The organism is Alkalispirochaeta alkalica DSM 8900 (assembly GCF_000373545.1).
Lineage (GTDB): Bacteria > Spirochaetota > Spirochaetia > DSM-27196 > Alkalispirochaetaceae > Alkalispirochaeta > Alkalispirochaeta alkalica.
Window position 1 is genome coordinate 61,423 of sequence record NZ_KB891693.1, and the last position, 26,250, is coordinate 87,672.

The following is a 26,250-nucleotide window of genomic DNA, read 5'->3' on the forward strand; positions in this document are numbered from 1 at the left end:
GTCTCCTATCCGCAGGCAACCTGGTTCCGTCCCTGGCTCTTTGCCCGATAGAGGGCCTCGTCGGCGCGCTTCATGAGCTCGCGCAGGGATCCTTCATCTCCGAGACAGGCAACGCCGAAACTCGCCGTGATGGTGACTGCTATCTGGTTTTCCAGAAGGATCGGTTCCTGGCAGAGGAATCGCCGAACTTCCCCGGTTTTGTGCAGGGCTTCCTCCNGGGTTGCTCGGGGCAGAAGAAAGACAAACTCCTCGCCTCCGTATCGGCTCAGTGCATCGGAATCGCGCAGATGGTGGCTCAACCGTGTGGCCACCATCTGGAGGACGGTATCGCCTGCGTCGTGACCGTGGGTATCGTTCACCGCCTTGAAATGGTCCAGATCGAGGATCACCAGAGCCAGGTCTGTCCCTGCAGAGCGGGCGCCCTGTATCATCTGACCGGCGTATTCTTCAAAGTATCTTCGGTTGGTCAGTCCTGTGAGGCCATCGGTGGCGGCCTGGTGGCGGGCTATCTTCCGTTGCTGATCGAGCAGGCGTGCCCGGTGTGCCAGGGCGAGGGAGAGCATGAGAATCTCCAGGATCGAGGCGATCTGGATCCCGAAGAGCGTGATGAAGGAATGGGGGAGAATCGCCAGGCTCCGGGCGCTCAGAAGGAATCCCGCTGTGATCATGAGCCCCCAGGCCGCGAAGAAATAGAGGCTGAGGCGATCTCCCCCATTGCGGACAGCCAGAATGGTCACGAAAAAAATGGCCGAGGCGGTGCCGAAGCCTGTAATCGTTATGAGCATCGCCGGAGTGTAGGGAAGCAGCAGGGCNGGAACAATCATGAGGACCGCTCCGGCCGCCGAGCACCTGAGGAGGCGATAGAAGAGGCGCGCCCGCTTTTTCAGCGAGAGCAATTCCGATGCAAAGATCTGCAGGGTCGCCACTGACCCCGCAATGAAAACCATGACCGATCTGTTCGCCCACCAGGGGTGCCCGGGCCAGAGATACTGGAAGGCCAGCCCCGTCAGGGAGAGGTGGAATCCGGCGATACAGGAGACATAGAGTAGATAGTAGAGGTAGGAACGACGTCGCACAAAAAGATAGAGAAAAAGGTTGTAGAGCACCAGGATCAGGAGAATACCAAAGTAGGCCCCCAGAAGGAGATATTCCCTGGCCAGGGAGGCGGTAAAATCTCCGCCCCTCCAGAGGTAGAGGGGAAGGACCAGTGCTGCCTCGGAGCGCACCCTGAGGTAGACCTCGTAGGGAGGGTCGGAGAGCTCTCCCAGGGGAAAGACCACGTTCCGGTACGAAACCTGTCGTCGGTGAAAGGGATAGCGGGACCCGCCGCGATGATGGAGTATCTCGCGGGATTCCCGATAATCCAGGAGGTACATATCCATTTCCTGGACCAGGGGATAGGCCACTTCCAAGATCCAGGCGCTCCCCGGAGCTCCTCCGGCGGAGAGCGGGAAACGCAACCAGAAGGCAGATGTGCTGTAGGAAAAACTTGGAGCAGTCCCTTCCTGCCAGGGGGTAAAGGCCTCGTCCCCCAGGGCCAGCACGTCCTGAAGGGTCATGCGCCCTGTGGGGTCCTCCAGAACCGCAACGGCCTCCACGGCCCCGCTCTGGAGCTGGCCACCAGCCTCGCGAGCCGCTGCNGGGAGCGAGACCAGAACCAGAATCAGGACNAGAGGAGCGAGAAAAGAAGATCCCCTCTGGGGGTGTGATACCGTGGTGCTCTGCTTTATCTTCTACACTCCCGGAACCGCTCGTCGTACCCCGGCGAAACCGCGCGGGAAGGGGTTCCCATAAAAGTATCAAACTCGACCAGGGAGATGTCAAGGAGGGGTCTCTCAGTATCTCTCTTCATCCCTCTTGGGGTTCACGGAAAGCAGGCGATGATGCTTTGTCTGATTTTCACATTTTTGAAAATTTTTTTCATCTCCCTGTGTACGCGTTGCATATCACCGGCAAGATTAGTTATAATGGGAGTTCAAGAGTCGTTCGCAAAGGAGGGGCGGTGCGCGACGTACTTTCTGACTTTCAGGGGATGCTCAAACCCTCGATGGTTCTGGCCGATCTCGCTGGTGATTCCCGGGAGGAGGTTCTGCGGACCATGGCGGAGCATCTCGTCAGGGAGGGGCGCTGTCGCTGGACCTTTGTTGAGGCCATCCTCGCCCGGGAACGGCTCTATCCTTCGGGCCTCCCCCTGGAGGGGCCAAAGATCGCCATTCCCCACACCGATACCATTCACGTCCAGCGGTCTGCCCTGCTCTTTGTTCGTCTGCGTAATCCCGTGGAGTTTGCTTCCATGGGGGATCCCTCGGTTACCTTCCCGGTGCAGCTGGTCTCCATGTTTGCCCTGCAGAATGACGACCTTGTGGGGAACGTCCTCCATACCCTGATAACGCTCTATCAACGGCGACAGCTGCTGGAAGACCTGCTCNGGGCGGAGGATGCCCGGGAGATGTATTGCCTGCTCCGGGCAGCGGTGAAATCCTGCCAGGGGGAGGCCCGATGCACCTGACCGGTCTGGTGGCTTCGCCCGGCATTGCCCTGGGGCAGGCGGTGCTCTTTGCGCCTCCCCTGACAGTCCCCGGGAACCGGAACGTCGGTACGCCCCAGGAGGAGGTATTACGCCTGCGCAGCGCCCTGGAGTCTTCGATCGCCGAGCTCGAGCGCCTTCAGGGGTGCGTGAAAGAGCGGCTGGGTAGCCACTTTGCCCATATTTTTCGCTCCCAGCAGACGATCGCCGAGGATGAGGCGATGCTCGCCGAGGTGGAGACCATGATTCGGGAGCGTTCCTTCTCGGCCGAGGGGGCGGTGCAGATCGTCTTTGATCAGTATGTGCAGCTCTTTGCAGAGCTCGACGCCGATGATCATAACCGGGCCCGCTCGGCCGATCTTGAAGATGTGGCAAAGCGTATACGCCGCAACCTCCTGGGACTCCCTGCAGCGGACCTCTCGGATCTTCCCCAGGGGTCCATTGTTGTCGCCCGGGATCTCTATCCCAGCGATACGGCGATGCTCGACACCAGTCGGGTGGTGGGTATCGTGACCGAGAGGGGAGGAGTCTCCTCCCACGTGGCGATCCTCGCCAAGAGTCTCAAGATTCCTGCCGCTGTGGGTGTCTCCGGGGCGATGGCNGCGATCGCTTTCCACGACCAGGTTGTGCTCGATGGTGGTGATCGGGAGATCGCCCGGGTCATGGTGAACCCTCCCCGGCGGATGCTCCAGCACGTCCGNTCCCGCAAGGCTCTCCAGGTAGCCTGGCGAACCAAGGTAGAGGATTTCCGGGGTCTGGATACGGTGACCTCCGACGGTGTGGAGATAACCCTCTCGGTGAACATGGGGTCAACCCGGGATATCCCGTCGGCTTGCACTGCCGGGGCTCGAAGCGTNGGGCTCTACCGGAGCGAGTTCCTCTTCCTCGGGTCGCCCCGGATTCCTTCGGAGGAGACCCAGTTCCAGGCGTACCGTCAGGCAGCCGAGGCCTTTCCCCGGGGGTTTGTGATCATCCGGACCCTCGATGTGGGGGGCGACAAGCAGGTTCCCTCGATTCCCGTCTCCTCCGAGGACAATCCCTTTTTGGGAAACCGGGGAATCCGCCTGTGTCTNGCGAGGCCCGAGATCTTTCTGCCCCAGCTCCGGGCTATCCTGCGGGCGAGTGCCTTCGGGTCGGTGAAGCTCATGCTTCCCCTGNTAGGGGGCGTGCCGGAGCTCGAAGAGGCGCTGGAGATGATCGAGACGGCGCGGCAACAGCTGGAACGGGAGGGGAAACCCTTCGACCCCGAGATGGAAGTGGGCATCACCGTGGAGGTTCCTTCGGCGGTGTGGATGGCCGATGCTCTGGCCCGAAGGGTGGATTTTTTCAGTATCGGGACCAACGATCTGACCCAGTATCTGCTCGCTGCCGATCGGCTGAACGGTGATATATCCCGCTACTACCGCATGTACGATCCGGCGGTTTTTCTCGCGATCCGGCAGGTGGTTCAGGCGGCCCAACGCCAGCGCCGCTGGGTGGGGGTCTGCGGTGAGCTCGGTGGGGATCCTCTGGCGATTCCCGCGCTGATCGGTCTGGGGGTTCGCGAGTTGAGCATGCTGCCNGGGCAGCTGGCCGAGGCCACCTGGCTGGTCCGGACCACGTCGCTTCACGAGGCCTCGGGGCTGGCCGAGAGCGTTCTCGCCTCAGATTCTCACGGGGAGGTGCGCGACCTCCTCGGTGAGCGGTATCGGCTGAAATCGGCAGAACTCTCCCCGCGCCCGGTTACNATTCACGAAAGGAATGGTCTGTGCAATCAATTACACTCTCGGTTCTGACAAAAACAGGTCTTCACAGCAGGCCGGCAGACCTCTTCGTACGCACGGCAAAACTGTACCGGAGTACCATCATTGTCCGGAAGAACGGAGCCTGTGCCGATGCAAAGAACATTATCAAGATGATTCTTCTGAATGTCTGCCAGGGACAGGAGATAGAGATCGAGGCCGATGGTCCCGACGAGAAAGACGCCCTGGCCGATCTGCAACGCCTTGTGGAGTCAGATTTTACTGCTATTAACGATCAGGTGCGCCCCTAGGGAGCCCCGCTGTCGCTTGTCCCCGGGGAAGGGCCTTCTGCCCCGGGAATACGCTGCATTTTTCTCCTCGTTTTGTGATTGTGGCCCTTCAACGTCAATTCCTCTTCCCGGGCACTTGTAACGAGCCCGCCTCACCGGGCACAATCGCGAAGCACACGAAAAGGAGACCAGGTTGGATCACGCACTACTCATTCTGTCAGACGGAACGGTATTTCCGGGAAGGTCCTTTGGTGCGCCCGCACCGGCGCTGAAGGATCTGGCCACAGCCGCAGCTCCCGGGGATTGTGAAACGAGCGAGGGAGGCAGGCCGAGTTTCTCCCGTCGTTTACACGATATCGGAGAGGTGGTATTCAATACCGCCATGAGCGGTTATGGAGAGGTCCTGACCGATCCTTCCTATACGGGACAGATCGTTGTCATGACCTATCCTCACGCGGGCAACTACGGCATCGACGAAGCCTGGTCCGAGACCGGGCCCCAGGAGGGGCGTTCCGGGTCGGCCCTGGNGCGAACGGTGAAACCCGCTGCATTGATAGTGCGAAGTCTCTACGAGGGGCCCGTGCCCGAGGGGCGGATAAAACTCGCCGATTATCTGGCCCGGAACGGTATCACCGGAATCACCGGCCTGGATACCCGGGCCCTGACGCTGAATCTGCGCAGGCACGGCAGCCGGAATGGTCTCATCTGCCGGCCCGCCCGGGGTAGAGAGCTCTGCCAGGAGGAGAAAGAACTGGCTCTGGAGCTTCTCCGGGCGTTTCCTGCCATGGAAGGGCGCTCCCTGGTGGACACGGTGGGCACGGGCAAAGGGGTTCACCTGCCTCCCCCCTCGGGCTCACACCAGGGCCCTCACATTGTCGTGTACGATTGCGGAGCCAAGGCGAATATCCTGCGCGAGTTTCACGACCTGGGCTGCCCGATCACGCTCCTGCCCGCTTCGGCCACGGCCGAAGAGATCCTGGCTGCCCGGGGCGACGCCGTGATGATCTCCAACGGCCCCGGCGATCCCGCAGTCCTGANCCATCAGGTCGAGCAGGTGCGCCAGCTTATGGGGAGGGTCCCCCTCCTGGGGATATGTCTGGGTCACCAGATCATCGCCGAGGCCGCGGGGGCCGAGACCTTCAAGATGAAGTTTGGCCACCACGGGGTGAATCATCCCGTGCGGGAAGAGGTCTGGCAGGGAGACCGCGAGAGAGGGCGGGTCTTTGTCACCAGCCAGAACCACGGCTTTGCCGTACGAGAGGAGTCGCTTCCGCCGGGAATGGCCGTGTGGTTCCGCAACGCCAACGACGGCACCGTGGAGGGGCTTTGGGACGAGGAACGGCGTCTTCGCACTGCCCAGTTTCACCCCGAGAGTGCCCCGGGACCGATCGACAGCCGCTGGATTTTTTCTGCTTTTTTGGAGGTGATCTGAGATGCCCGCACGACGAGATATCGAGTCAATTCTGGTGATCGGGAGCGGCCCCATCGTTATCGGTCAGGCCTGCGAGTTCGACTATTCGGGAAATCAGGCGGTAACCGTTCTGAAGGAAGAGGGTTATCGGGTCATCCTGGTGAACCCCAACCCCGCCACGGTGATGACCACTCCGGGCACGGCTGATGCGATCTATATGGAGCCTCTGGAGGTGGAATATCTGGAAGAGATTATCCGCACCGAGCGGCCCGACGCAGTGCTGGCCACCATGGGGGGGCAGACGGCGCTCAACCTCGCCATGGATCTGGATGCGGCAGGCGTTTTCCGTACCTACGGGGTGGAGATCATAGGAGCGGGTATCGATTCGATCCGTCTCGCCGAAGACCGGGGGGAGTTCAAGAAGCTCATGGACTCAATCGGCCTTGAGAGTCCTCGCAGCGCCCTCGTGGGGAGTCTGGAGGAGGGCGAGCAAATGATGGGCCACTTCGGCTTGCCCCTGATCATTCGTCCCAGCTACACCCTGGGGGGCAAGGGCGGCAGTATCGCGGCTACGGCGGAAGAGGCCCGCACGGCGATCCGTCGGGCTCTGGCCGAGAGCCCCGTTCATACCGCTCTGGTAGAAGAATCCCTTCTGGGCTGGAAGGAGTTCGAGCTGGAGGTGATGCGCGATGCCGCCGATAACGCCGTGATCGTCTGCTCCATCGAGAACATCGACCCCATGGGGGTCCATACCGGGGATAGTATCACCATCGCCCCCGTTCAGACCCTGAGCGATCGGGAGTACCAGCGCATGAGGACCGCAGCGATCGATATTCTGCGGGCTGTGGGTGTCGATTGTGGGGGATCCAACGTCCAGTTCGGCCTGAACCCCGTCGATGGCCGCATGGTCGTGATCGAGATGAATCCCCGGGTCTCCCGGAGTTCGGCCCTGGCCAGCAAGGCCACGGGGTTTCCCATTGCCCGGGCCTCGGCGCGACTGGCCGTGGGGTGTACTCTCGATGAGGTGATGAACGAGATCACGGGGAAAACCGTGTCCTGTTTTGAACCGACCCTGGATTATACGGCGGTGAAGGTCCCCCGGTTCGAACTCGAGAAGTTTCCTTCGGGATACGCGTCCCTGGGAACGCAGATGAAGTCTGTAGGAGAATCCCTGGCACTGGGACGTACTGCCCTGGAGGCCCTGAACAAGGCGATTCGGGCAGCCGAGTACGGGTTCCAGGGGCTTCAGGAGCTGCCCGGATATTCCCCGGAGGAGCTCCGGACTATGGTCTCTACCCTTCATCCCCGCAGGATCTTCGCGATCTATTCCCTGATCCGCCGCGCCGTGGCGGAAGGGGAGGACCTGGGAGAGCTTCTGGCCTGGATCTACGCCGAGAGCGGCTTCGATCACTGGTTCCTCGCGCTCTTTCAGGAGCTGGCTCTGCTTGAGCAGGAGATGCAGGATGCCGCAATGCCTCTGGAGCGGGACCTGCTGCTGCGGGCGCTTCAGGCGGGCCTCACCGACGGGAGAATCGCCACGATCTGCGGAGTATCCTCCGGTGATATCGGCCGCAGGCGGGAGGAGCTGGATCTTCGCAGCGTCTATCACCTGGTGGACACCTGTGCCGGCGAGTTCGAGGCCGAGACTCCCTATTTCTATTCTACCTGGGGAGAAGAGGACGAGGGCGAGCCCGTTGGTCCCGGTGGTGTGCTTGTGATCGGCAGCGGCCCCAACCGTATCGGTCAGGGACTGGAGTTCGATACCTGCTGCACCCTCTCATCCCTGGCTTTTCGTGGCCTGGGACGCAAGACCGTCATGGTGAACTCCAACCCCGAGACGGTTTCGACGGACTATAACGTCTCGGACCGGCTTTATCTGGAACCTCTCACGGCGGGGGATATCCAGGGGATTCTTCGCAAGGAGGGGATCCGTCGGGTGGTGGTGCAGTTGGGAGGCCAGACGCCGCTCAACATGGCCAGGGCCCTGGAAGAGTGGGGGGCCGAGATCGTAGGGACCTCCCTTGACGGCATCGACACCGCCGAGGATCGGGCCAGGTTCGCTGACCTTCTGAACCGCCTGGGGCTCCAGCAGCCCCGGAACAGCATGGCCGGAACCCCCGGGGAGGTATGTCGGGAGGCAGAACGGATTGGCTACCCCGTACTGCTTCGGCCATCCTTTGTGCTGGGTGGACGTTCCATGATGATCGCCTATACCGAGGAAGAGCTGAAACGGTACCTGGAGGGGCCTGTAGAGCTCTCGCCGGAGCGGCCCATACTGGTCGACCAGTTTCTGGAGGACGCCTTCGAGTACGATCTGGATGCCGTCTCGGACGGGCAGAACGTCTACGTGGGGGGCATCATGCAGCATATCGAGGCGGCTGGTGTCCATTCCGGGGATTCGGCCTGTGTTTTTCCTCCCTTTCACTCCGATCCCGCCATGGAAGAGGCCATGGTCGATGCCGCAGCAGCGATCGCCCGGGCGCTGAATGTCCAGGGTTTCCTGAATATTCAGTTCGCCGTGCAGCGGGGAGAACTCTACCTTCTGGAGGTGAACCCCCGGGCGTCGCGGACGGTGCCCTATCTCTCCAAATCTTCCGGGGTCAACCTGGTGGAGGCGGTGGTCCGCCTCTGGGAGGGCGAGAATCTGGTGGATCAGGGGCTGGTCCCCAGTGCCTTCGATCGGGCCGTGCCGGGTTCGGGTGTTGCCCGGGGACGGTGTATCGTGGGGTGGGCCGTGAAGGAGGCGATGTTCAGCTTTGATCGCTTCATGGATCACGATCCGCTTCTGGGGCCGGAAATGCGTTCCACCGGCGAGACCATCGGCATGGGGGCATCCTTCGGGGAGGCCTTTGCCAAGGCAAGTGCTGCTGCCGGTACGCCCCTGCCAAAAAAGGGAAGGGTCTTTGTCTCTGTTCATGATTCTGATAAGGAGGCTCTGGTGCCGGTGGTGCGCAGGCTTCAGGAGAACGGGTTCTCCCTGGCCGCTACCAGGGGGACTGCGGCCTTTCTCTTTGAGCAGGGAATCCTGGCCGAGGTTGTTCTCAAGGTTCACGAGGGGCATCCCCACATCCTGGATCACCTCGAATCGGGGCGTATCGATCTGGTGATCAACACGCCTCTGGGGCGGTTCAGCCAAGCCGACGACGGGTACCTCCGGATCGCAGCGCTCCAGCAGCGAATACCCTATACCACCACCATTTCCGCTGCCCAGGCTGCGGTGGAGGCGATCCAGTATCTGCGAAAGGGGTGCGTTCAGGTGCAGCCCCTGCCCGAGGGAAGCGCCCCCCGGAAGGGACGCTGATCCCTGCCACGGGAGCGGGTCGGAGCCGCTCCCGCTTTGGTTGTTCCTGCGGGGCGTCTGTTGCCCCCCCCTCGGGGGGCCTCGCCTCGGGATGGCTCCCCCTTCAGGGAGCCCCTTGTTCAGGAACTCTCGCTGTTCAGGATGATCGTGTTGTAGTAGAACTCGATGGCGTCTACCAGGGCCTGCCACGAGGCCTCTACGATGTTTTCGTGGACTCCCACGGTATCCCAGGTGGTGTCGTGGTCGGTGTAGGTGATGAAGACCCGAACCCTGGCCGATACGCCGCTTTCGGGGTTGAGTACCCGCACGCGGTAGTCGCTCAGGGTTATTTTTTTCAGCCAGGGGTAGAGCGGTTCCAGCGCATCCCGCAGGGCGTGGTCCAGGGTGTCCACGGGCCCGACGCAGACCGAGGCCCCCAGGAGTTCCCGCCCCCGGGTCTCAAGAAAGAGGCGACCCACGGTCTTTGAGGGCATCTCTGCGGTCTTGTAGCTTTCCAGATGATAGTTCCGCAGGCTGATCAGGGGCTGGTAGAGNTTCAGGGCGCGCCGAATGAGGAGATCAAAGCTCGCCTCGGCGGCTTCGTACTCGAACCCCTCGTGCTCTTTCTGCTTCAGAAGCCGGGTCAGATCGTCCACCACCGGTGACTGTTTGGTGAAGTCCCCGTATTCCCGCAGTTTTTCCACGATCGTGGACTTCCCCGCCAGCTCGGAGAGGACAATTCTGCGCTCGTTGCCAACGAGCCTGCCGTCGATGTGTTCCATCAGGGATGAGTCCTTGTTGATCACATCGGCGTGCTGTCCCGCCTTGTGGGTGAAGGCCGCGTCACCCACGTAGGGCATGCGTCGGTCGGGGATAATGTTGGCCTTCTCCGCAACGAAGCGGGAGAGGTGGGTCAGCCGCTGGATGTGGGGCGCGCAGCTGGCCTGGTAGGGGGTCTTCAGGACGATGTTGGGAATGAAGCTGCAGAGGTTGGCGTTGCCGCACCGTTCTCCCCAGCCATTGACCGTTCCCTGAATCTGCAGAGCCCCCGCCTCCACAGCCGCGAGGCTGTTTGCGATCGCCACGCCGCAGTCGTCGTGGAAATGTCCTCCCAGGGGAGCCAGTTTTTGTCGGGGAAGGCTCTCCATGATACGGGCTACCTCTCCGGGGAGGGTTCCCCCGTTGGTATCGCAGAGGATGAGGCAGTCTGCCCCGGCGTCGCTCCCCGCCTGGAGAACCTGCAGGGCGTAGGCCGGGTCGTCACGAAATCCGTCGAAGAAGTGTTCCAGGTCAAAGAAGACCTCGCGTCCCTGGGACTTGAGAAACTGCACAGAGTCGTAGATCATGCGCAGATTTTCTTCCTGGTCTGTTTTCAGGACCGTGGTTACGTGGGCTTTCCAGGTTTTTCCTACCACGATCACCGCAGGAGTTTCAGCATCCAGCAAGGCCCGCACCATGGGATCCTGGTCGGCGCTCATTCCCGCTCGCCGGGTGGAGCCAAAGGCTACGACCCGGGCGTGGGTGAGGGATTCCTTCCTGATTTGCCTGAAGAAGGCAGCTTCCTTCTCGTTCGAGAGGGGGAACCCCCCCTCGATGTAGTCGATTTTCATCTCGTCCAGGGCGTGAGCGATCTTGATCTTGTCGTCCAGGGTGTAACTCACCTGGATCCCCTGCATGCCATCGCGAAGGGTGGTGTCGTAGATCATGACCTGATGGCCGGATTCCCCGTTCCTGCTCTTCTGCTGATTATTCATGGGTGTACCACCTCCTGGAGAAGCCGATGCCGACTGATGGCGTTCACGAAGGCCTTGGCGCTGGCCTCGACAATGTCGGTGCTGGAACCGCGCCCCGTCGNTCGNCGACCGTCGATTTCGATGATCACCGAGGTTTCGCCCATGGCCTGTTTCCCGGGAGTTATGGCCTGCACGTTGTACTCCACCAGGGTCGCCGTGATGTTCAGGGCCCGTTCGATCGCCCGGAAGGCNGCATCCACCGGACCGTCACCCGTGGAGGCCTCTTCGTAGATCTCCTGCTGATCCCTGATCCGCACCGTAGCGGTGGGTACCGAGGTGTTGCCCGAGTGAAACTGCAGGTACTCCAGTACCAGAGATCGGGTGGTTGTGCCGAACTGCTCGCTCACGATGGAAAAAAGGTCCTCGTCGAAGATCTCCTTTTTCCGGTCTGCCACCTTCAGGAAGGCCTCGTAAGCCCGTTTGAGCTCCTCTTCCTTGATNATGATATTGAGTTCGGCCAGGCGTTTCCGGAAGCCGTGCATGCCCGAGTGGCGGCCCAGGACGATCCTGGTTGTTTCGCGGCCCACAGACTGGGGGGTCATGATCTCGTAGGTCTCGCGGTGACTCAGCATTCCGTGTTGATGAATTCCCGATTCGTGGGCAAAGGCGTTCTCGCCGACGATCGCCTTGTTCCGNGGGATNGGAAAGCCGATCATGGTGGAGAGCATGCGCGATGTCGTATAGAGCTGGCGCGTGTTGATTCCCGTTTCGAGGCCCAGGAGATCCTTCCGGACGTTCAGGGCCATCACCACCTCTTCAAGAGCGGCGTTGCCCGCNCGCTCGCCGATGCCGTTGATCGTCACCTCGGCCTGGCGTGCGCCGGCGTTGATGGCGCTGATCGTGTTTGCCACGGCCAGGCCAAGATCGTTATGGCAGTGGACGCTCAGGATCGCCTTGTCNATATTGGGAACCCGGTTCCGGAGCATCGTGATCAGTCGGGCGTACTCGTCGGGTACGGTATANCCCACGGTNTCGGGGATGTTCAGGATCGTCGCTCCCTCCTCGATCGCCACTTCCAGAACCTGGCACAGAAAATCCGGTTCCGTGCGAGTAGCATCTTCCGGTGANAACTCCACCTCGGCACAGCGGTTGCGGGCGTAGCGAACCGCCTTGCGGGTCATCTCGAGGACCTCCTGGGGAGTCTTTTTCAGCTTGAACTCCCTGTGGATGGGGGAGGTGGAGACAAAGGTGTGGATCCGGGAGCGGGCTGCCGTACCGATGGAGTCGGCTGCGGCGTCTATGTCTTTCTCGGTGCTCCGGGCCAGGGCTGCGATGGTGCTGTTCTTTACGTTCTCCGAGATAAGCTTGCACGCCCGGAACTGCTCCGGCGAGGAGACGGGGAAGCCCGACTCGATCACGTCAACGCCGAGCTGCTCCAGCTGCAGGGCTATCTCGAGCTTCTGCTCCACATCCATGGATGCGCCNGGTGACTGCTCTCCGTCCCGCAGGGTGGTGTCAAAAATCTGAATCCGTTCCATGTCCTGGTCTCCCCTTTTCGTGGTGACTCATCGGAGTCGTTTTGTAGAAACGTCAGCTGTGGCGAAAAAAAAGGCCGTCTTCCCGGTGGGAAGACGGCCTCGTTCCATGACGAATCGCCGGGGGCTATCCTCCCACACCTACTCCACGCCCACCAATAATAATGAGGCNGAGAAGGGATAGTAGGATGGTCGTCATGTTCAGCATTCCGTTCATTGCTCTTGATAGTTGTCGATTTCCTTCTGTCTGTCAAGAAAAAAATGTCCTCTCCGGGATTTTTCGGAATATTTCTGGTGAAACCCGGAGAAAGGCGAGATAAAACCGAAATATAAGGCGTTTCTTTTGTTCCGGGAGGTCTTTATCTGGTATATTGCAGGTTGTATGGCACAGACGAAGGCAGGTACCAGTGTTTTTGACCGTCTGGCACGGTCCATCCCGCGGGAAGAGCGGGAGAAGATTCTCTCGTCGATCCGGCAATCCCTGGAACAGGACCTGGCGCCCCTGGCACCCGAAGAGATCGATACGCCGCCATCACTGGAAGAACAGATCAAGGCTCTTGGCTTGTGGGGAAAGATAAAACTCTTCTTCCTGCAGATCTTCACCAGCGAGACCCGGGAATCGATTATCACCGGATGGGTCCTGGCGGGAATGCGCCAGCAGGTGCAAAAGATCGCTGGTGACGCTCTGGACGCGCGGCGCGGGATCTTCCTCGGAGGGTTTGCCACCTCTCTCGAGGCGTTACAGCTTACCCTGCACCGGGCTTCGCCCTATCTGGATACTGCAGCAGCCCGCCGGGAAGAACTGGTTTTTCATTTTGCAGCCGACCTCTTTCCCGTGATCAACGAGAAACTTCTGCAGCGCACCTCCGAGGAGTATCTGAACCAGCAGGAAGAAAAGAACGAACGTACCCTGAAGCACGATCTTACCCGCTACCTGGAGGAACGCATCGCCGATATCCCTTCAAGAAGCAGTGCCCGCATTCGACGCGCCCTCTCCCAGGCCGACAATCTTGTGCGGATCGGTTCCTTTCCCTTTCATAGTGTGCTGGGCTCGTTCTCCGGTTCTGCCGAGGCGGGCGACCGCCAGTGCCCGTTCGACTACATCACCCACTCTGTGGAGCGTCTGGCCAGCGACCTGGTCTCCTTCTCGGATCCTCTGGAACCGATGGCTCTGGAAAACATGGTGCTGCTTTCCTGCGACCGTGATGCCCTGGATACTCCCGAGGCGCTGCAAAAGGAGCTGGAGACGGGTCTTGCCATTCTGACAGCCGTGGTCCGTGCTTTCCGGGAGTTCGCCGATCGGTATCCCCTGGTGCTGCTGGTCAGGCTGATCCGGGAGGATCCCTGGTGGAATCCTCCCGAGGCCGACTACAGCGGGAATGACTGGCTTTCCATATACAAGGGCAAGCTCGAGGAGCGCATCCGTCGTGAGGCTCTGCGGGTCTCGTTGCACCGTCAGGCCCAGGATCAGATTCTTCTGCTGGAAGAAATTGTGGATGACCGGGTGACGCGTCTCAAGGGACTCCCCGACGGGAGCGAGGGGGTCTTCCTGGCGCACTGGCATCTGGCCCTGGCAGCCCAGACCTTCGCCTCGAGTCTCTGGCGCAATACCATGTCCCCACTCAGGCAGATTCTGAACGGTGCGGATTTTTACAAGAGTTCAAACAGGGCGCAGTTCAACGACACCTTCAACGAATANGAGAAAATCCCCGGAGATCTCGCCGGTCTGGAAGCGCTGGTCCTTCCNGGCGGGGACTGGGGCCAGGTGCTTCACAGCGATGAATCCCTCTCGCGGCGTCGGGAGATGGCCCATCGCGTGGACCGGGAGATCGAGATGATCGTCACGAGTCTTCAGACCACCCTGGAGATGATGAAGAACCTCCTGGGAGGGATTCTGTACTCCCGCCCCGGCAGCTCCTACGATACCATCGCCAACTACGGCCAGATCGGGGGGCGGAGGAACGCAGAGCTTATCGAGGAGCTGAAAGAGATCCATTCCGCCATACAGCGTCTCGTGGGGGTTATCGGGGAGATCGGGGCTCTGGAGAAACGGGCCTCGGAAAACGACATGTTTCTGCGTCCTTCCCTGTAGGGATCTTCCGGAAAAGATACTACCCCTGTTTTCGCTTTTCCGCTATGCTGGGCCGGTATGAAACAATTCTGGAGTACTTGGAAGGGCATCGTGGCAGAGGCGGTGCAACGCGCCTACCCCGATGCCGACCCGAAGCAGGTGGATCAGGCTCTCTCGGTGGAGACGCCCCCCGATACGGGAAAGGGGGACATCGCCTTCCCCATGTTCCCCTTCGCGAAGATCCTGCGGGCCAACCCCCAGGCGATCGCCCTGGCCGTGGCACGCGAGACGGGAGCGGCTGTTGCCGCCGACGGCGCCCCCGGCGGGCGTGCTGAGGCGTTGGGGCCCTACGTAAACATTTTTCTGGACCGGCCCTCGGTTGGTGCCCAGGTAGTGAACGCTGTCCTGAGCGATCCCGAAGCTTTTGGAAACAGCGATGCCCTGGCGGAGCAGCGGATAACCATTGAGTTTTCCTGTCCCAATACCAACAAACCCCTCCACCTGGGGCATCTGAGAAACGACGCGCTGGGAGAGAGCGTGGCTCGGCTCCTCCGGGCCGCCGGTGCCACGGTCCGGCGGGTCAACCTGATCAACGATCGGGGTATTCATATCTGCAAGTCCATGGTGGCCTACCAGGAGTTNGGGGAAGGCGCAACCCCGGAGTCGGAGGGAAAAAAGTCGGACCACTTCGTGGGCGACTACTACGTCCGCTACGCCCGCTGGGAGAAGGAAGACCCCTCGGCGGAAGAGCGGGCTCGGGAGCTCCTCCAGGCCTGGGAGAAGGGCGACGCCCAGGTTCACGAGCTGTGGCTCACCATGAACCGCTGGGCCATCGAAGGGATCGAGAGAACCTACGAGCGCACGGGGATCTCCTTCGATCAGGTCTATTACGAGAGCGAAACCTATACCCAGGGCCGGGATGAGATCCTGCGTGGTCTGGAGCAGGGGCTTTTCTCGCGCGATGAGAACGGTACCGTCTGGGTCGATCTGACCGATATCGGGCTGGACAAGAAGGTCCTCCTCCGGGCCGATGGAACATCGCTCTACCTGACTCAGGATATCGGTACGGCCATCCAGCGGCAGCAGGACTGGCCCTTCGATCAGCTGGTGTACGTGGTCGCCAGCGAGCAGCGCTATCACTTTCAGGTGCTCTTCGAGGTTCTGCGGCGGCTGGGCCATCCCTGGGCAGAGAATCTCCATCANCTGGCGTACGGCATGGTGAATCTCCCCGAGGGGAAGATGAAGTCCCGCGAGGGAACGGTGGTCGACGCCGACGATCTGATCGACGAGCTGGCCTCGCTGGCTCTGGAAGAGATCCGCAAGAAGGGCCGTGACGAGGATCAGGAGGACGCCCTCCGTCGGGCCGAGGCGATTGCCCTGGGTGCGCTCCATTATTACCTGCTCCAGACGGGGCCGGTGAAGGACATGATCTTCAATCCCCAGGAGTCGCTCTCCTTTACGGGCAATACCGGCCCCTACCTGCAGTATGTGGGGGCCCGGGTGTCCAGCATGCTCCGGAAAGAGCCCGCTCCCTCGCTGGTCGAGCCACCCCGGGAACTGGTGGAGGAGGAGTGGCAGCTGCTTCACCGAATCGCAGGCTACCCCCAGGCGGTAACCGAGGCAGCCCGGGGTTTTAACCCCTCCCTGCTCGCGGGATACCTCTACGAGACGGCAAAGACCTTCTCCCGCTTCTACCACGATCATCCCATCGCTGTTGCCGAGGATCCCCAGGTCAGGGCTTTTCGGCTGGGGCTTTCCCGGGCGGTAATGCAGGTGATGCAGCACGGCCTGGGGGTGCTGAACATTCCCTTCCTTGAGGTTATGTAGCGCACCTCTTTGGAATAATCCTACATTTGCGTCCTACATATCGGGGGTTTTCCCACCGATATGTAGGATTTTTTATGCTTCGTTTTTGACGCTTTCTATCTTGTTTCCTGGTAACGTCTTAGAAGTTTGCTTTCTTGGCACGAAAATTGCTTCATTTTCTTGTGAAGGAGTGTCTATGCAGCAAACGATTCGTCCGGGAAACCGGGCCCTCTACAGTCCCGATAACGAGCACGATTCTTGCGGGGTCGGCTTTGTGGCACATATCTCCGGGGAGCCCCGAAGCGATATACTGCCTCTGGCCCGGGATGTCCTGGTTCGAATGACCCACAGGGGTGCTGTGGGAGCCGAAGAGGACACCGGTGACGGGGCAGGGGTGCTGGTGGCCCTGCCGCAGGACTTTCTCCGGCACGTCCTTCGGGAGGAGCTCTCGCTGGAGCTGCCCGATCGGGGAAGCTATGCCCTGGGGATGATCTTTCTCCCGCCCTCCCGCGAGGAGCGTCAGGCTTGCCAGGATTCTCTCGCCTGGATAGTCCGGGAAGAGGGGCTCTCTCTCCTGGGGTGGCGCGAGGTCCCCCGGGACAATACCATGATCGGCCCCTCGGCCAGAGCTTCGGAACCGGCGATGGTTCAGCTTTTTCTGGGCGCTCCCCCCGATATGGATCAGGAGCGGTTCGAACGAACGCTCTATGTCCTGCGGAAAAAAGCTTCCCGGACCCTTCGGGGCAGCTCCTTTGATCAGCACCATCACTTCTACATCGCCAGTCTCAGTTCCCGGACCATGGTGTACAAGGGGATGCTCACGCCGGAGCAGCTCTTTCTCTATTACAGCGATCTTCAGGATCCCCGATTCCGTACACCCTTCGCGATGGTGCACAGCCGGTTCTCTACCAACACGTTTCCCAGCTGGGACCGTGCCCAGCCCTTGCGCTGCATGAGCCACAACGGTGAGATCAACACCCTTCGGGGGAACGTGAACAAGATGAGAGCCCGTCAGGGGGTGCTCCGGAGCGATCTCTTTGGCGGGAACCTCGAGGGTGTCTTGCCGGTCTTCGAACCGGACCTCTCCGATTCGGGAAGCTTTGACAATCTTCTGGAGTTGCTCCTTCGCAGCGGACGGGAGCTGCCCGAGGCGGTTATGATGATGGTCCCCGAGGCCTGGCAGGGCGATCGCCTGATGAGCGATGAGCGGAGGGCGCTCTACGAGTTCATGAGCGCCCAAATGGAGCCCTGGGATGGTCCCGCCTCGATCGCTTTCACCGACGGTACCGTTCTTGGGGCTGTGCTGGACCGTAACGGTTTGCGGCCCAGCCGGTACTGCGTCACCGACGAGGGGCTGGTAGTTATGGCCAGCGAGGCTGGAACGGTGGCNCTCGACCAAAGCAGGATCGTAAGGAAGGGGCGCCTCCAGCCCGGGAGAATGTTTCTGGTCGACTTCGCGAGTCAGCGCATCGTCGATGACGAGGAGATTAAGCTCCGCTACGCCCGGAAGCACCCCTACCGTGACTGGATCGAGGGGCAGAAGCTGACTCTGGAGATGGTTCCCGCCGGTGATCGCCGTGATTCTTCCGGCGAGAAAGGGGCTGGTGAGGAAGGGCCCGGCGGGGCTGCATCGCCCGACGTGGCCACCCTTTTGCGGGTCTTCGGCTACACACGGGAGCACCTGGAACTCATTCTGAAGGGTATGGCCGAGACGGGAAAGGAGCCCCTGGGGTCGATGGGAAACGATACTCCCCTGGCGGTCCTCTCGGAGCGTCCCCGCCTGGTCTACGAGTACTTCAAGCAGCTTTTCGCCCAGGTCACCAACCCTCCCATCGATTCGATCCGGGAGGAGATCGTCATGAGCCTGGGATCGTTTATAGGACCCGAGGGAAACCTTCTGGACCAGGAGNCCCGGGCCGTCCACCGGTTGTGGCTGGATCAGCCCATCCTCTCCGGGGAAGAGATGCAGAAGATCTCCGGCCTTTCCTCTCGGGGGTGGCAATCGGTCCGGATAGACTGCACCTTCCCCCTGGATAATCCTGATCCGGAGAAGTTGCTCGGTCAGGACGAATCCCTCCAGTCTCTGGAGAGGGAGGGGCGTCTCCTGGAGGAGACCCTGGAGTCTCTGGCAGATCAGGCCGAGGCCGCGACAGACCAGGGGTCGAGCCTGATCATTCTCTCCGACAGAGCTGTTTCTCCCGGGAGGGTGCCGGTGTCGGCGCTGTTGGCCACAGGCGCGGTTCATCATCGTCTGGTGCGTCGGGGAAAACGNGCTCGGGTGGGGCTGATTGTGGAGAGCGGAGAGCCCCGGGAGGTCCATCACGTCTGCGCCCTCCTGGGGTACGGGGCCGATGCGATACACCCCTACCTTGCCTGTCAGGCCATCGAGCACATGCAGGAGCGGGGAGAGATAGAAGCCGATCTTTCCCGGGAAGAACTCTTTTTTTCGTACCGGTCAGCCCTGGAAAAGGGTATGAGAAAAGTCTTTGGGAAGATGGGGATCAGCACCCTCGAATCCTATAAGGGAGCCCAGATTTTCGAGATTCTCGGGCTCTCCCGGGAGGTGGTGGAGCGATGTTTTGAAGGCACGGCCAGCCGAATCGCCGGTGCCGGCTTCGGTCAGCTGGCCCGGGAATCCCTGATGCGCCATCGCAGGGCCTTTNCCGGTCTCCCCTCGCTCGTCGGACAGGGATACCTCGACGGGGGAGATTATCAGTGGCGCGCGGGAGGGGAGGTCCATCTCTGGCACCCCAGGGCTATCGCCGATCTCCAGGAAGCTGTCCGTTTCAATGATTTCGAGGCCTTCACCCGTTTCAGTACCAGCCAGAACGAGGACGCTGCCGCCCGGGCTACCCTTCGGGGAATTCTGGCTTTTCAGGAGGAGGGGAGAGAGCCCCTTCCTCTGGATGAGGTGGAATCCGAGGAGGAGATTATGCGGCGCTTTGCCACGGGTGCCATGAGCTACGGTTCTATCAGTGCCGAGGCTCACGAGGCGCTGGCCGTGGCCATGAACAGGATCGGAGGAAAGTCCAACACCGGTGAGGGAGGGGAAGACCCGGCCCGGTTTCGGCCTCTCCCTGGTGGAGACAGCAAGCGTTCGGCGATCAAGCAGGTCGCCTCGGGTCGTTTCGGGGTAACCATCGAATATCTTGCCAACGCCGACGAGATCCAGATAAAGATGGCCCAGGGGGCGAAACCTGGCGAGGGAGGAGAACTTCCGGGCCACAAGGTCTTTGACCGGATTGCCGCTACCCGCCATTCAACACCGGGGGTCGGACTTATCAGTCCGCCGCCTCACCACGATATCTACTCCATAGAGGATCTGGCGCAGCTTATCTTCGACCTGAAGAACGCCAACGAAAAAGCCCGGATCAGTGTGAAGCTGGTGAGCGAGGTGGGAGTCGGAACCGTCGCAGCCGGTGTTGCCAAGGCTCACGCTGACCATATTCTTGTCTCGGGCCACGATGGCGGGACGGGGGCGAGTCCTCTCACGGGTATCAAGAACGCCGGTGTTCCCTGGGAACTGGGTCTGGCCGAGACACATCAGACTCTGGTGATGAACGATCTGCGCAGCCGCGTGGTTCTTCAGGTGGACGGTCAGATCAAGACAGGTCGTGATGTGGTGATCGCGGCTCTCCTGGGAGCCGAGGAGATGGGCTTTGCCACGAGTGCCCTGATCAGTCTGGGCTGCGTCATGATGAGAAAGTGTGAAAAGAACACCTGCCCCGTGGGGATCGCTACGCAGGATGAAAAGCTTCGGGAGAAGTTCCCCGGGCGCCCCGAACACGTAGTGGCCATGATGCGCTTTATTGCCCGGGAGACCAGGGAGATCATGGCTCGTCTGGGGTTTCGCCGTTTTGATGAGATGGTGGGGCGACGGGACCTGCTCCGGATGGATCGGGGCCGCACGAACTGGAAGAGCCGGGAAGTGGACCTCTCGGGTTTGCTGGAGACGCTGGATACCCCGCCGGATCATTCCGGTGTGATCTGTTGCCAGCCGCAGCGCCACGGTCTGGAAACGATCCTGGACCGGACCATTCTTGCCAGGGTTGAGNCCCTGCTCNATCGCCCGGGGGAGACGATATCTCTGGAGTTCCCCCTGGAAAATACCGATCGCTCCGTGGGGACGTTTCTGAGCAATCAGCTCGTTACCCGTCTGGCGCCGCAGGGGCTGGAGCCGGACACTGTCCATCTTCGTTTCCGGGGGAGCGCCGGCCAGAGTTTCGGAGCCTGGCTCGCCCGGGGTATCACCCTGGAGCTCGAGGGGGAGGCCAACGACTACGTGGGCAAGGGGCTCTCGGGAGGGCGGGTGATCGTCTATCCGCCCCGGGAATCTGGCTTTGTGGCCGAGGAAAACGTGATCGCGGGAAATGTGGCGTTCTACGGAGCCACCTCGGGAGAGGCCTTCCTGCGAGGTGTCGTGGCGGAGCGCTTCTGCGTGCGCAACTCCGGGGCCTGGGTTGTGGTGGAGGGCATGGGAGATCACGGTCTCGAGTACATGACCGGAGGGCGCGCCCTTGTCCTGGGTGATGTGGGGAAGAACTTTGCCGCCGGGATGAGCGGTGGCGTGGCCTGGGTCTGGGATCCCCGGGGCAGATTGCCCGAGCTGGTGAATCCCGAGATGGTGGAGCTCGCTTCCCTGGACCGTTTTGACGAAGAGGAGCTCCTGCCCTTGTTGCGCCGCCATCAGGGGTACACCGGAAGCCTGCGGGCGCGGCAGCTTCTGGATGACTGGCCGAAGGCGCGCGGTGGGTTCGTGCGGGTGATCTCTCCGGCCTACCGCGGAGTGATCGAGACCCTTCGGGAACGCCCCTCGGGGAGGGCTGANGCTCTTTCCGGGCAGGGTTTCTCCGGAAATGACGGGAACCCCGGAGAGGATCGGAGTCCCGGAGAGGATCGGAAAGAGGAGGTTTTGCATGGGTAAGCCCACAGGTTTTATGGAGTATTCCCGGAAGGTGGCTGGTGCAGTTCCTCCCGGGCAGCGTCTGAACGGCTTCTACGAGTTCAGAAACCCCCTGGATCTCCGGGAACAGGAGGAGCAGGGGGCNCGGTGCATGGATTGCGGGNTTCCCTTCTGTCAGTCCGACTACGGATGTCCTGTGGACAATCTTATTCCTGAATGGAACGATCTTATCTACCACGGCCGGTGGGAAGAAGCCTTCCACCGGCTGATGAAGACCAATAATTTTCCCGAATACACNGGGCGGGTCTGTCCTGCTCCCTGCGAGCACGCCTGTGTGCTCGCCATGAACGACCCCGCCGTGACCATAAAGGAAAACGAGGCGGCCATCATCGATTGGGGGTACGAGGCGGGGCTTATGACGCCCCGGGTCCCCGCGCTCCGCACGGGAAAGACCGTTGCCATCGTCGGAAGCGGTCCNGCTGGCCTTGCTGCTGCGGACCAGCTNAACCAGGCCGGGTACCAGGTGACGATCTACGAGCGNGCCGATCGNCCCGGGGGACTTCTCATGTACGGAATTCCCGCCATGAAACTCGACAAGAAACTGGTTCAGCGCCGCAACGATCTCCTCGAGGCCGAGGGGGTGATCTTTCGTACCGGCGTCGATGTGGGGCGCGATATTTCCCTGGCCGGGCTCCAGAGGGAGNATGACGCGGTGATTATCGCGTCCGGGGCGACGCGGCCCAGGGACCTGGCCGTGGCAGGGAGAGATCTGCAGGGGGTGAGTTTCGCCATGGACTACCTTTCGGCCTCCACNCGCAGGGTGCTCGATCCGTCCCGGGAGNTTCCNCCCGAACTTTCCGCCCGGGGAAAGCGGGTTGTGGTTATCGGCGGAGGCGATACGGGGAACGATTGTCTGGGCACGGCTCTTCGGCAGGAGGCTGCATCGGTGCTGAATCTGGAAATACTCGCCCGCCCCCCCCTGGAGCGGACCCGCGAAATGCCCTGGCCCACCTTTGCCCGAACATTCAAGAGCGATTATGGTCATCAGGAGGCCCAGGCCGTTCTCGGCGATACGGGGAACGATTGTCTGGGCACGGCTCTTCGGCAGGAGGCTGCATCGGTGCTGAATCTGGAAATACTCGCCCGCCCTCCCCTGGAGCGGACCCGCGAAATGCCCTGGCCCACCTTTGCCCGAACATTCAAGAGCGATTANGGTCATCAGGAGGCCCAGGCCGTTCTCGGTGAGGACCCCCGGCTCTTCTCGCGCAGAACCCTCCGCTTTGTGGGGGACAGGATCGGGCGGCTTCGCGGTGTCGAGACGATTCAGGTGCGCTGGGAAAAAGAGCCCGGCGAGGCTCCCCGCCCGGTCGATGTGGCCGGTACCGAGGAGGTCCATCCCGCTGATCTGGTACTCCTGGCACTGGGATTTACAGGTCCCGAGGAATACCTGGCGGCAGATATTTNCCTGGAAAGAGATGNGCGAAGNAATTTCCGGGCCGATGAAAAGACCTATCTCTCGTCGGTGCCGGGAATTTTCGTGGCGGGGGATGCACGACGCGGGCAAAGTCTGGTAGTCTGGGCCATCAAAGAGGGGCGCGGCGTCGCCCGGGAGGTAGACCGGTATCTCAGAGGGTTCTCGGAGTTGCCCTAGGCGTGGCCTGTGCCGGGCCAGGTCTGTCCCTGTCGGGCTTGACGTACCGGGCATAAAACGGTTAAATGGCGTGTTCATAAAGCGGGAGAGTAATCGATGTACGCATTGGTAGAAATTAAAGGCAGACAGTACAAGGTAGCGCAGGACAGTGTGATCAAGGTTGATCTCCTGGGATCAGAAGAGGGAGCCGATGTAGAGTTCTCCAAGGTTCTGATGGTGCGCACCGAGAAGGACATCACCCTGGGGAAACCCTACGTAGAGGGTGTGGCGNTCAAGGCGACGGTAGAAAGTAACGGTCGTGATCCCAAGATCATCGTCTACAAAAACAAGCGCCGGAAAAACTACCGGCGGACCAAGGGTCACCGGCAGCACTACTCGCTGGTCCGGGTCAAAGAAATCGCCGGGGTGGCGTGATCGCCCTTTCGATCCGTACCAGGGAGGGNCTCCCGGTACGGATNGAGGCTCACGGACACGCATCGGCCGGGTCCGGCGCTCTCAGCGCACCCTGCGCTGCGGTCTCGGTTCTTCTGAAAAGTCTGGGAGGTATCCTGGTGGATCATCCCTCCTGCGCAGTTCGGGGGAGCGTTTCCGAGCCCGGAGCGTTTATTCTGGAGATCGAGGGGTGTCGCGACCAGGCNTGGTTGCGGGGAGTGGGAGATCTGCTCCGGTGCNCCCTGCAGGAAGTGGCCCGATCGTGGCCCGAAGAGGTCTGTTTTTCGACAGGCGAGGTTTCAGAGAGCATTTTTTCAGGAAACGAGGAGAACAGCGATGGCACATAAAAAAGGTGGCGGTAGTTCAAAGAACGGTCGCGATTCCAACGCGCAACGCCTGGGAGTCAAGAAGTTTGGTGGCGAGCTTATTCGNGCTGGTAGCATCATTATTCGCCAGCGGGGCACCAAGGTTCATCCCGGTGACGATGTGGGNCGCGGAAAGGACGACACTCTCTTTGCCAANGCCGACGGAAGNGTCAAATTCCATANCCGTCGTGGCAAAAAGGTTGTCTCCGTAGAGCCGGCGTAACCGGCGGAAGGATACCCGTTCTGTTTGTAGACGAGGCAAAAATACTGGTTCGTTCCGGTAAGGGCGGAGCAGGAGCGGTCTCGTTCCGGCGGGAGAAATACATCCCNCGGGGCGGTCCCGATGGAGGAGACGGCGGACGGGGCGGGAATGTAGTCTTCCGCGTCAAGAGCAACGTGAAGACGCTGTCGTATATACGTATGCGACAGCGTTTTTTTGCGCAGAATGGCCGTCCCGGTGCGGGGCGTAACAAGACCGGATCTGCCGGTGACGATGTGGTGATCGAGGTCCCCCCGGGAACGGTGGTGACCGATCTGGAGACGGGTGAGCGTCTGCTCGATCTGGTTACGGAGCATCAGGAAGCGGTTCTGCTTCAGGGTGGTCGCGGCGGGAAGGGGAACGCCCATTTCAAGAGCTCGCGACACCAGACACCCCGCTTCTCCCAGCCCGGTGAGGAGGGCGAGGAGCGCTCCGTGAAAGTCGAGATCCAGGTCATCGCCGACATCGGTTTTGTGGGCCTTCCCAACGCCGGGAAATCGACACTCCTGAAGGTCCTTACCGCCGCTGATCCAAAGATCGGAAACTACCCCTTCACCACGGTGATTCCCAACCTGGGGGTGATGCACCATTTTGAGCAAGATGTTGTCCTTGCCGATATCCCCGGTCTGATCGAGGGTGCGAGCGATGGTGCCGGCCTGGGNACCCGTTTTCTGAAGCACATCGCCCGAACCAGGGGGCTTGCCTTTGTCCTGGATGCGGGTGAACCCGACATGGCGGGGGCCTTTTCCGTTCTCACGGGTGAACTGCGATCCTTTTCCCGGGANCTTNCGGAGAAACCCTTTCTTGTGGTGGTAACCAAGACTGACCGGTTGCGAACCGAGGAAATAGATCGGGAACAGATCGACCTCTTCAGGCAATCTCTCTCTCCCGATGTTCCGGTTGTGGAGGTCTCGGCCCTGGCCCGGGAGAACCTGGAGGCGCTTCAGGCTGCGCTGGTGGAGCTGGCGCTCCTGCCGGAGAAAGACTCCGGGGATGTTCGGGTAGACCAGGTCTCCCGGGAGGTCGCTTCCGATGAGGGGCCTCGGGCTGTCGCTCCCGGTCAGGCTCTCTGGGACGAACTGGAGCCCCCGAAGGACTGATCATGACGGACTCGCCTTCCTATCAGGCTTTCCTGGGAGGGTCCTTCGACCCCTTTCATCTGGGTCATCGCCACGCTCTGCAGGCCCTTCGACGGGCCCGGCCTCGGGACCGGGTGCTCCTTGTTCCGGCNGGGTTGAACCCCCTGAAAGGAGAGGGTCCGCGGGCAGAGAGCAGTCTGCGACTGGAGATGGTCCGTCGGGGTGTGGCCGATCTGGANTGGTGCGGAGTGACCTCGGTGGAGATCGACCGGTCCGGGCCCTCCTACACTGTNGAGACCCTGGAGCACCTGCTGAATCAGGGCGTGCTGGCGCCCCGGCCCGGTATGATTGCAGGGGATGATCTNCTCCAGGANTTGCCCCGGTGGCGCGCCTTCCCGCGCCTTCTCGAGCTGGTTGGCTTTCTGGTTCTTCAGCGTGAGCACGATGCCGGGGCGGTTCGCCGGTTTTGCNGGGACTGGCCCTCGGCGAGGGTAACGGCAATTCCTGCCCCCCCCCTGGAAGTGTCATCCACGGAGATACGNCGGAGGCTGGCTGATCCGGNGTTGCGCGATTCCGCAGCCGATCTTCTTCCCCCCGAGGTCTACGAGTGCATANTNCAACATGATGCATATCATTGAGTTTCTTCGGCAGGAGCTTCCCCGGGTTCTCTCGCGGGAGCGATATCACCACACCCTGGGGGTGCTCTCGGTGGCGGTTTCTCTGGGTGAGCGTTTCGCCCTCGATCTTCCGTCCCTGGAACTGGCTGCTCTGGCCCACGACCTGGACCGGGAGCGCAGCCCAACGGAACTGCTTGCGCTGGCAGGGGAGTGGATGATCCCNGTAACCGCCCGCGAGGTCTCTGCTCCCGTCCTGCTTCACGGCCCGGTGGCGGCGGAACGGCTCCGTCGGGAGCACCACCTCTCGGACGAAGCGGTGCTGCAGGCCGTTCGCCACCATACCCTGGGGCACCCCTGTTTTGCCGAGCCCCGGCANCGGGTGGGACAGGCCCTCTTCGTGGCTGATTTTTGCGAGCCCGGACGTCCCGGACTCGATGCGGAGTTGCAGAAGCGCATTCTGGCTCTGACCGACCTCTCGGCCATGGTCCGCGAGGTGATCGCTGCGACGCGGGAGATCTTCGGTGCGCTTGAAGAACCAACAGAGCAGTTGTATGCTCGGTTGGAGTGATG

General features: G+C 61.2%; 17 protein-coding genes. 14 read left to right on the plus strand and 3 right to left on the minus strand.

The annotated features are described in order from the left end of the window. Nucleotides 1-5 precede the first annotated feature (5 nt). Entirely contained in the window at nucleotides 6-1,598 is a 1,593-nt protein-coding gene (locus B071_RS0102865) for a sensor domain-containing diguanylate cyclase (protein ID WP_018525597.1), read from the minus strand. Between the two features lie 449 nt (nucleotides 1,599-2,047). On the opposite strand from B071_RS0102865, the gene B071_RS15555 reads away from it, so the two are divergent. From B071_RS15555 to carB, 5 genes are all read left to right on the plus strand, one after another. Further along, nucleotides 2,048-2,509 (plus strand): PTS sugar transporter subunit IIA, encoded by a 462-nt coding sequence (locus tag B071_RS15555; protein WP_438829540.1) that lies wholly within the window; start codon nucleotides 2,048-2,050, stop codon nucleotides 2,507-2,509. Beyond that, nucleotides 2,500-4,302: a phosphoenolpyruvate--protein phosphotransferase gene (ptsP, locus tag B071_RS15560; RefSeq protein WP_018525599.1), complete on the plus strand. Its 1,803-nt coding sequence runs from the start codon at nucleotides 2,500-2,502 to the stop codon at nucleotides 4,300-4,302. The genes B071_RS15555 and ptsP overlap by 10 nt, the downstream gene beginning before the upstream one ends. Further along, nucleotides 4,275-4,559, plus strand: coding sequence for an HPr family phosphocarrier protein (locus tag B071_RS0102885; protein WP_018525600.1), 285 nt, complete (start codon nucleotides 4,275-4,277; stop codon nucleotides 4,557-4,559). The genes ptsP and B071_RS0102885 overlap by 28 nt, the downstream gene beginning before the upstream one ends. Before the next feature lie 172 nt (nucleotides 4,560-4,731). Further along, entirely contained in the window at nucleotides 4,732-5,970 is a 1,239-nt protein-coding gene (gene carA / locus B071_RS0102890) for a glutamine-hydrolyzing carbamoyl-phosphate synthase small subunit (protein ID WP_018525601.1), read from the plus strand. A gap of 1 nt (nucleotide 5,971) precedes the next feature. Beyond that, nucleotides 5,972-9,250 (plus strand): carbamoyl-phosphate synthase large subunit, encoded by a 3,279-nt coding sequence (gene carB, locus B071_RS0102895; protein ID WP_018525602.1) that lies wholly within the window; start codon nucleotides 5,972-5,974, stop codon nucleotides 9,248-9,250. A gap of 119 nt (nucleotides 9,251-9,369) precedes the next feature. Here the strand turns inward: carB and cimA are convergent, their stop codons facing one another. Both cimA and B071_RS0102905 read right to left on the minus strand, forming a co-directional pair. After that, the gene (gene cimA, locus B071_RS0102900; protein WP_018525603.1) at nucleotides 9,370-10,983 is read right to left on the minus strand and encodes a citramalate synthase; all 1,614 of its coding nucleotides are present in this window, start codon (nucleotides 10,981-10,983) and stop codon (nucleotides 9,370-9,372) included. Then, nucleotides 10,980-12,500: a 2-isopropylmalate synthase gene (locus B071_RS0102905; protein WP_018525604.1), complete on the minus strand. Its 1,521-nt coding sequence runs from the start codon at nucleotides 12,498-12,500 to the stop codon at nucleotides 10,980-10,982. The genes cimA and B071_RS0102905 overlap by 4 nt, the downstream gene beginning before the upstream one ends. A 379-nt stretch (nucleotides 12,501-12,879) precedes the next feature. Between B071_RS0102905 and B071_RS0102910 the strand changes: the two genes are divergently transcribed. From B071_RS0102910 to yqeK, 9 genes are all read left to right on the plus strand, one after another. Then, nucleotides 12,880-14,589, plus strand: a complete 1,710-nt coding sequence (locus tag B071_RS0102910) for a DUF5312 family protein (protein WP_157702991.1) — start codon at nucleotides 12,880-12,882, stop codon at nucleotides 14,587-14,589. A gap of 57 nt (nucleotides 14,590-14,646) precedes the next feature. Then, the gene (gene argS, locus B071_RS0102915) at nucleotides 14,647-16,395 is read left to right on the plus strand and encodes an arginine--tRNA ligase (RefSeq protein ID WP_026244925.1); all 1,749 of its coding nucleotides are present in this window, start codon (nucleotides 14,647-14,649) and stop codon (nucleotides 16,393-16,395) included. Between the two features lie 175 nt (nucleotides 16,396-16,570). Then, nucleotides 16,571-21,298, plus strand: coding sequence for a glutamate synthase large subunit (gene gltB / locus B071_RS0102920; RefSeq protein WP_018525607.1), 4,728 nt, complete (start codon nucleotides 16,571-16,573; stop codon nucleotides 21,296-21,298). Further along, nucleotides 21,291-22,928 carry a glutamate synthase subunit beta gene (locus B071_RS0102925; protein ID WP_018525608.1) on the plus strand — a complete coding sequence of 546 codons (1,638 nt, stop codon included), beginning with the start codon at nucleotides 21,291-21,293 and terminating at the stop codon, nucleotides 22,926-22,928. The genes gltB and B071_RS0102925 overlap by 8 nt, the downstream gene beginning before the upstream one ends. A gap of 96 nt (nucleotides 22,929-23,024) precedes the next feature. Then, nucleotides 23,025-23,342, plus strand: coding sequence for a 50S ribosomal protein L21 (gene rplU, locus B071_RS0102930; protein WP_018525609.1), 318 nt, complete (start codon nucleotides 23,025-23,027; stop codon nucleotides 23,340-23,342). 354 nt (nucleotides 23,343-23,696) lie between these two features. Continuing rightward, complete coding sequence (rpmA, locus tag B071_RS18885) at nucleotides 23,697-23,948, plus strand: 50S ribosomal protein L27 (RefSeq protein ID WP_083914398.1); 252 nt, start codon at nucleotides 23,697-23,699, stop codon at nucleotides 23,946-23,948. 20 nt (nucleotides 23,949-23,968) lie between these two features. Next, nucleotides 23,969-25,084 carry a GTPase ObgE gene (gene obgE / locus B071_RS15565; RefSeq protein WP_281109789.1) on the plus strand — a complete coding sequence of 372 codons (1,116 nt, stop codon included), beginning with the start codon at nucleotides 23,969-23,971 and terminating at the stop codon, nucleotides 25,082-25,084. Nucleotides 25,085-25,086: 2 nt separating this feature from the next. Further along, nucleotides 25,087-25,701, plus strand: a complete 615-nt coding sequence (gene nadD / locus B071_RS15570) for a nicotinate (nicotinamide) nucleotide adenylyltransferase (protein WP_018525613.1) — start codon at nucleotides 25,087-25,089, stop codon at nucleotides 25,699-25,701. After that, complete coding sequence (yqeK, locus tag B071_RS15575) at nucleotides 25,688-26,248, plus strand: bis(5'-nucleosyl)-tetraphosphatase (symmetrical) YqeK (protein ID WP_018525614.1); 561 nt, start codon at nucleotides 25,688-25,690, stop codon at nucleotides 26,246-26,248. The genes nadD and yqeK overlap by 14 nt, the downstream gene beginning before the upstream one ends. The last annotated feature ends 2 nt before the right edge of the window (nucleotides 26,249-26,250 follow it).

Coding starts and splice junctions, on each gene's coding strand:
- carB (WP_018525602.1), top strand. CDS start 5,972: ATGCCCGCACGACGAGATATCGAGTCAATTCTGGTGATCGGGAGCGGC.